Origin of the sequence: Flavobacterium sp. (genome assembly GCF_031363805.1) — a bacterium.
Classification (GTDB): domain Bacteria; phylum Bacteroidota; class Bacteroidia; order Flavobacteriales; family Flavobacteriaceae; genus Flavobacterium.
Genome location: NZ_JANLVD010000005.1, coordinates 1 through 5,923, shown reverse-complemented (window position 1 = coordinate 5,923; position 5,923 = coordinate 1). Strand labels below are relative to the sequence as shown.

The window sequence follows — 5,923 nt, the reverse complement described above, 5'->3', positions numbered from 1 at the left end:
TGAAATGTTTTATAAAAAGCGGTATTTGCTTTTTGGACTCTCAAATTTTCATCAAGTATCAATAATGGTAGAGGTATATTGGCAATAATGGCTTCTGCATAGTTTCTAGATTCTACCACAATGTCGTTTAAACCAATCATTTCATGATTAACAACCATCAATTCCTCGTTTGTACTTTGCAATTCTTCTCGGCTACTTTCCAATTCTTCGTTTAAACTTTGCAATTCTTCGCTTCCGCTAAGCAATTCTTCATTGGCACTTTGTAATTCTTCGTTTATAGCTTCCTGGTCTTCGGTTATGGAACGCATATCTTCTCGATTTTGCAATAATTCTTGCTCCAATTGCAATATTCTTAAATCTTTTATATTATTTTGAGCGACAGACGATTTTGAAAACTTCACATCCGATGATTCATGATCCGTTTTAATTTGCATTTTTTCATGAAACAAAACCAAAAAATGAGGTTCCACAATATTGGGCAAAAGTATGGCTTCAATAGAAATGATATGTTGTTCGTCTTTTATTTGAATGGGAATATTTTCCTTAATCACAGGCGTTTTTACTTTCTTGGCTTTGTGCAAAATATTTCGCAACTCAAATGCCAAGCCACTTTTGGCCATTTGCAATAAGTTGTGGGTTGGTTTTCCAGATGATTGTTCTAAATAATTATTGGTTTTACCTCTAAAATGTACAATATCCATGGCTTCATTAACAACCACACCAGATGGGGTATAATTATTTAAAATAATATCATCGGCAGTTTTCTGAAAATCGGTTTGCATATTTTTAGCTTTGTTATTAGTATTGAATTCATAGCTCGCGCCAAGAAATTGAGGAGCAGCATAAGCAATTTTATTTTGTATATTTTTTTTACTAAATAATTTGTCATGTTTTGCAGCGGCGGCAAAATATCCAGGCACGCTACTTATAGTTTCAGATTTACCTAATAATAAAAAACCATTTGGATTTAATGCATAATGAAATGTGGTAAGTGCTTTTTTTTGTAGATAAGGCTCCATGTAAATTAACACATTTCGGCAACTAATAAAATCTACTTTACTAAATGGCGGGTCTTTTAGAAAATTGTGCGTTGTAAAAACGCAACTATCTCTAATTTCTTTATTTATTTGATAAGTGTTATTTTTTTTAATAAAAAAAGCTGTCAATCGTTCCTCAGAAATATCTGCAATATCATTTTCAGAATATATGCCGATACGGGCTTTAATAATGGCAGAATCACTCAGGTCTGATGCAAAAATACGCACACCTCTTTCGCCAGAAAAACCTTTATTGCCTAAAAATTCTTTTAAACAAATGGCTATAGAATACGCTTCTTGTCCGGTACTACAACCTGCAACCCAAACCCGAATGTTGTCTGTTGAAGTTTTATTTTTTAATATATGTGGAAAAACAGAGTGGCATAAATTATCAAAAACTTTAGGATCTCTAAAAAATGAAGTCACTTGAATTAGTAAATCTTGATACAAACAATCTTGTTCAGCTTTATTTTCTCTTAGAAAAGCCAAATAACTAGAAGGATTTTCATTTTTGTTGAGTGCCATTCTTCGAAAAATTCTTCTGTGCACTGTGGTTTGTTTGTAATAAGTAAAATCTGTCCCTTTCCGAACACGAAGCAATGAAATGATTTGTTTGAAAACAATATCATTTTGTGGCAATGTATTTTGATTAGTGATGGTTTTACCATTATTCGCACTTAAATTAAGTATTTTTTCAGGAATATTCTCAGCAGGAAGCACAAAATCCACTACACCAGCATTTACTGCACTATTTGGCATACCATCATAATCGGCAGATTCTTCATCTTGGGCAAAAGTAGTTCCGCCATATTCTTTTATGGCCTTCAAACCTTTGGTTCCATCGGTGCCAGTACCAGATAGTACAACTCCTATAGCATGTGTTTGATGAATTATGGCTAACGATGTAAAAAAAACATCTATGGGATGATTGGGTTCATTTTTTTTTGTAATTCTAGCACTCAATTCTAGCACACCATCGTTGGCAATGAGCATTTTATTGCTGGGCAATATATAAATATGATTGGGTAAAACTTTTATTTCATCGGTAATTTCCAAAACTGGTATTTCAGTCACTTTTTGAAGCAACCCAGCCAATATGCTTTCATGGTTAGGATCTAGATGTTGTACAAGTACATAGGCCATTCCAGAATTTTTTGAAATGGAGTGCAATAGTTTTTTAAATGCACTAAGTCCACCAGCAGAGGCGCCAATTCCTACAACAGGAAATTCATTTTTGGACTTAATAAGGTCATTTTTTTTCATAATCCTAAATATATTGTAAATAGTTTTAGCATATGAAAAATTGATTTATAATCTATAATTGTATATAAAACTTTAGTTAGTTATAAATTGCAATTATAAAGTTTATAAAATTTTGGTGAAATTAGTAATATTAAAAAAGAAACGCTAATTTATTGGTGTAAATAAAATTTATTTTGGATAATTGTAAATACAATTTGTTGCCTTTTTTTGTATTTAAAATTTCAATTTTTTAAAATACATTTACTTTTAAGCAATGAAAAAAGTTATTTTTGTAAAAAGAAAAAGTACATTATGACAACCCATCTCATTCTCCTTCGTGGCATCAATGTTTCTGGTCACAATATGATTAAAATGGAAGTTTTAAAAACCACATTGGAAAATATAGGTTTCCAGAATGTACGAACCTATTTTCAATCTGGAAATGTTTTTGTAGATACCAGTGAAGAAAGTCCTTCAAAAGTTGGTTTTCAAATCAAGCAAGAAATTTTTAGATCGCTCGGACTCGAAGTTCCAGTGGTTGTTATTAATAAAAATGATTTAGAATCTTGTTTCAAAAACAATTCTTATTTAAAAAATACAGACGATATTAAAAAACTATATGTTGCGTTCATTTCCAAAGAATTAACCAACAGTGCTTTAGACGAATTAAAAATTAGCCAATTCAAGCCCGATGAAGCCAGTATTGACAAAAGCAGAATATATATAAAATATGATGTTGGCGCAGGAAAAACAAGATTGGATCAAAAATATATTGAGAAAAAGTTAAATGTTACGGCAACCATTCGGAATTGGAATACGGTCACAAAGCTTTTGGAAATCTACAATGGTTAAATTCCAAAAGACAAATGTCAAAATTCAAATAAATTCCAAATTTTAAATCTCAATTACCAAAACAACCTACAGTTAATCCATTGGTTGCAATTAATTAAATTACTAAAAATTGATTTTTTTAGTTAAAATAAAATTTGTTAAAACCAAAATGTCAGTCTGAGCTTGTCGAAGACCCCACTAAATGACACTTCGACAAGCTCAGTATGACAAAACCATAAAAATTAGTTATAAAAAATAATTACACCCAACTGGTTTACTTATAGTTTTTTGAATTTTAAAAAATTGAATTTTGGAATTTACTTGTTATTTGTATTTTGTCTTTTGGAATTTGTTTTTTTTATTTTTTATTACCACTAAATTGTTATTTTTGCTAAAAAATATCAGTATGTCAGTTTTAGAAAAAATCAGTTCACAGGAAATCATTGCGTTAGAAAACAAATACGGAGCACACAATTACCATCCGCTTCCTGTAGTGTTGGCTCGTGGAGAAGGCGTATATGTTTGGGACGTGGAAGGGAAAAAGTATTATGATTTTCTTTCGGCTTATTCTGCTGTGAATCAAGGACATTGTCATCCAAAAATCATTGGTGCCATGATGGAACAAGCACAAACTTTGACTTTGACTTCTCGTGCTTTTTATAATGACAAATTGGGAGTTTACGAAGAATATGTAACCAAATATTTCGGTTTCGACAAGGTACTACCTATGAATACTGGTGCGGAAGCTGTAGAAACCGCTTTGAAACTTTGCAGAAAATGGGCGTATGAGAAAAAAGGAATTGCCGAAAACGAAGCGCAGATTATTGTGTGTGATGGTAATTTTCATGGAAGAACGACCACAATTATTTCATTTTCAAACGATGAAAATGCACGTAAAAACTTTGGACCATATACAGCTGGTTTCATCAAAATTGCATATGATGATTTAACGGCTTTAGAAAATACATTAAAATCAACCAAAAATATAGCAGGATTTCTAGTAGAACCTATACAAGGTGAAGCTGGCGTTTATGTACCAAGTGAAGATTATTTAGCCAAAGCAAAAGCACTTTGCGAAGCCCACAATGTTTTGTTTATTGCCGATGAGGTACAAACAGGAATTGCCAGAACAGGTTCTATACTAGCTGTTTGCGGAAATTGTACTTGCGAGAATGCTTGCGAAAAACAAGCTAGCTATGTTGCTCCAGATATTTTAATTCTTGGAAAAGCTTTATCTGGTGGTGCTTATCCAGTTTCGGCTGTTTTGGCAAATGACCACATTATGAATGTGATAAAACCTGGTCAACATGGTTCCACTTTTGGAGGAAATCCAATTGCAGGAGCTGTAGCTATAGCTGCTTTGGATGTAGTTTCGGAAGAACATTTATCTCAAAATGCCCGTCGATTAGGGAAATTATTCCGTTCAGAAATTGATAAATATGTTCAAACTTCCAATATTGCAACTTTGGTTCGTGGCAAAGGATTGTTAAATGCTATTGTAATTAATGATACTGAAGAAAGCGATACCGCTTGGAATATTTGTATGGTGCTCCGTGATAACGGATTGTTAGCAAAACCAACCCACGGAAATATTATTCGTTTTGCGCCACCTTTGGTCATGACTGAAGAGCAACTGTTGGATTGTGTTTCTATTATTATAAGTACATTGAAACAATTTGAAAAGTAATTTTTAGAATTACAACTAATAAAAAATCCGTCAGTTTATGAAACTTGACGGATTTTTGATTTTTAGAAAATTTTAGAAATTATCTATTCTGCAATTTTTCTATCATTTGTCTTTGCATTTCTTCCATTCCAGCTGCTCCAATAGTTGCATAATAAAAAACATTAGTCAGCAAATAAATACCACTTAAAACTATTCCAATAATGGCCAGAATTTTTCCAGTGTTTAAATTGCTATAATCACTGTACAATTCAGGGTTTTCTTTGTATAGAGCCAAATCTTTTTTTGCCAATACCAAAGCCACAATTCCCAATATTAATCCTAAAACGCCGTAACAGCAACAGGTTAGAATTGAGAAAATTCCTAGAATAAGTACAGCCGTAGCATTGGGTAATTTTTGTTTTTGCATTGTTTGTTAATTTAAAGATTAGAATATTTATAAAAATAAGATACAATCATAATAACAGCATTGGTTATTGCCAATCCTATAATTATTTTATGGTAATTTCTTGATTTATCGATAAAATGAAAAGCCAAAATTAAAAAGAATAAAATAGTAGTGTAAATGGCTGGAAACATATAAAATGCCTCCGAAAATTCACCTTTAAAAATTAAAAGTAAAGCTCTTTGTGTGCCACAGCCCAAACAATCAAATCCAAAAATAGATTTGTTCATACAGGGTAACATAAAATCATCTGTTGCCATAACTTTAATTGTTAAACAATTTTACAAAAAAAATATCATTTTTAAAAGAAATAATCCTTTAAAGTTATTAATTTTGAGCCATTACTTCAAAAAATGAAATTAAAATATATTTATATTACTGCAATGTTGGCTGTTGTCTTTCTTTTAATTTGGGAACAGACCCAAACCAAACCTACTATTTGGATTCAAATACCAGCAATAATTATTTTTTTTATTGGCATGTCAAAATTAAGCGCCAAAACACCAAGTAAAAACCAAGAAAAAGAAGAGTAATGTTTACAAAAGGAGATAAAATTTCTGTTATTGACGATGCTATAAACGGTAAAGTTTTAAAAGTAAATGGAAAAACCATTACGGTTGAAACGGAAGATGGTTTTGAACTTGATTTTGAAGAAAAAGAACTAATATTAATTGAATCTTCGGG

Annotated in this window: 6 protein-coding genes; 3 read left to right on the top strand and 3 right to left on the bottom strand. The window is 31.5% G+C overall.

Features of this window, described 5'->3' with window-relative positions; all coding sequences use genetic code 11:
- On the bottom strand, window positions 1–2,300 hold a 2,300-nt coding region (locus RMN92_RS00270; RefSeq protein ID WP_309607455.1), incomplete at its 3' end, for a chemotaxis protein CheB.
- 291 nt (window positions 2,301–2,591) lie between these two features.
- On the opposite strand from RMN92_RS00270, the gene RMN92_RS00265 reads away from it, so the two are divergent.
- Both RMN92_RS00265 and rocD read left to right on the top strand, forming a co-directional pair.
- Window positions 2,592–3,131, top strand: coding sequence for a DUF1697 domain-containing protein (locus tag RMN92_RS00265; RefSeq protein ID WP_309607454.1), 540 nt, complete (start codon window positions 2,592–2,594; stop codon window positions 3,129–3,131).
- Window positions 3,132–3,516: 385 nt separating this feature from the next.
- Window positions 3,517–4,797: an ornithine--oxo-acid transaminase gene (gene rocD / locus RMN92_RS00260; RefSeq protein WP_309607453.1), complete on the top strand. Its 1,281-nt coding sequence runs from the start codon at window positions 3,517–3,519 to the stop codon at window positions 4,795–4,797.
- 79 nt (window positions 4,798–4,876) lie between these two features.
- Here rocD and RMN92_RS00255 read toward each other — a convergent pair whose 3' ends face one another.
- Window positions 4,877–5,203, bottom strand: a complete 327-nt coding sequence (locus RMN92_RS00255) for a CCC motif membrane protein (protein WP_309607452.1) — start codon at window positions 5,201–5,203, stop codon at window positions 4,877–4,879.
- A gap of 11 nt (window positions 5,204–5,214) precedes the next feature.
- A complete protein-coding gene (locus tag RMN92_RS00250) occupies window positions 5,215–5,499 on the bottom strand; it encodes a DUF2752 domain-containing protein (protein ID WP_309607451.1) in 285 nt (94 codons plus the stop codon).
- Between the two features lie 93 nt (window positions 5,500–5,592).
- On the opposite strand from RMN92_RS00250, the gene RMN92_RS00245 reads away from it, so the two are divergent.
- Window positions 5,593–5,772 (top strand): hypothetical protein, encoded by a 180-nt coding sequence (locus tag RMN92_RS00245; RefSeq protein ID WP_309607450.1) that lies wholly within the window; start codon window positions 5,593–5,595, stop codon window positions 5,770–5,772.
- Window positions 5,773–5,923: the final 151 nt, after the last annotated feature.

What these genes read in the sequence shown, in the direction of transcription:
- RMN92_RS00245 (WP_309607450.1), top strand. Translation starts at nt 5,593, where the DNA reads ATGAAATTAAAATATATTTATATTACTGCAATGTTGGCTGTTGTCTTT.
- RMN92_RS00250 (WP_309607451.1), bottom strand. Translation starts at nt 5,499, where the DNA reads ATGGCAACAGATGATTTTATGTTACCCTGTATGAACAAATCTATTTTT.
- rocD (WP_309607453.1), top strand. Translation starts at nt 3,517, where the DNA reads ATGTCAGTTTTAGAAAAAATCAGTTCACAGGAAATCATTGCGTTAGAA.
- RMN92_RS00265 (WP_309607454.1), top strand. Translation starts at nt 2,592, where the DNA reads ATGACAACCCATCTCATTCTCCTTCGTGGCATCAATGTTTCTGGTCAC.
- RMN92_RS00255 (WP_309607452.1), bottom strand. Translation starts at nt 5,203, where the DNA reads ATGCAAAAACAAAAATTACCCAATGCTACGGCTGTACTTATTCTAGGA.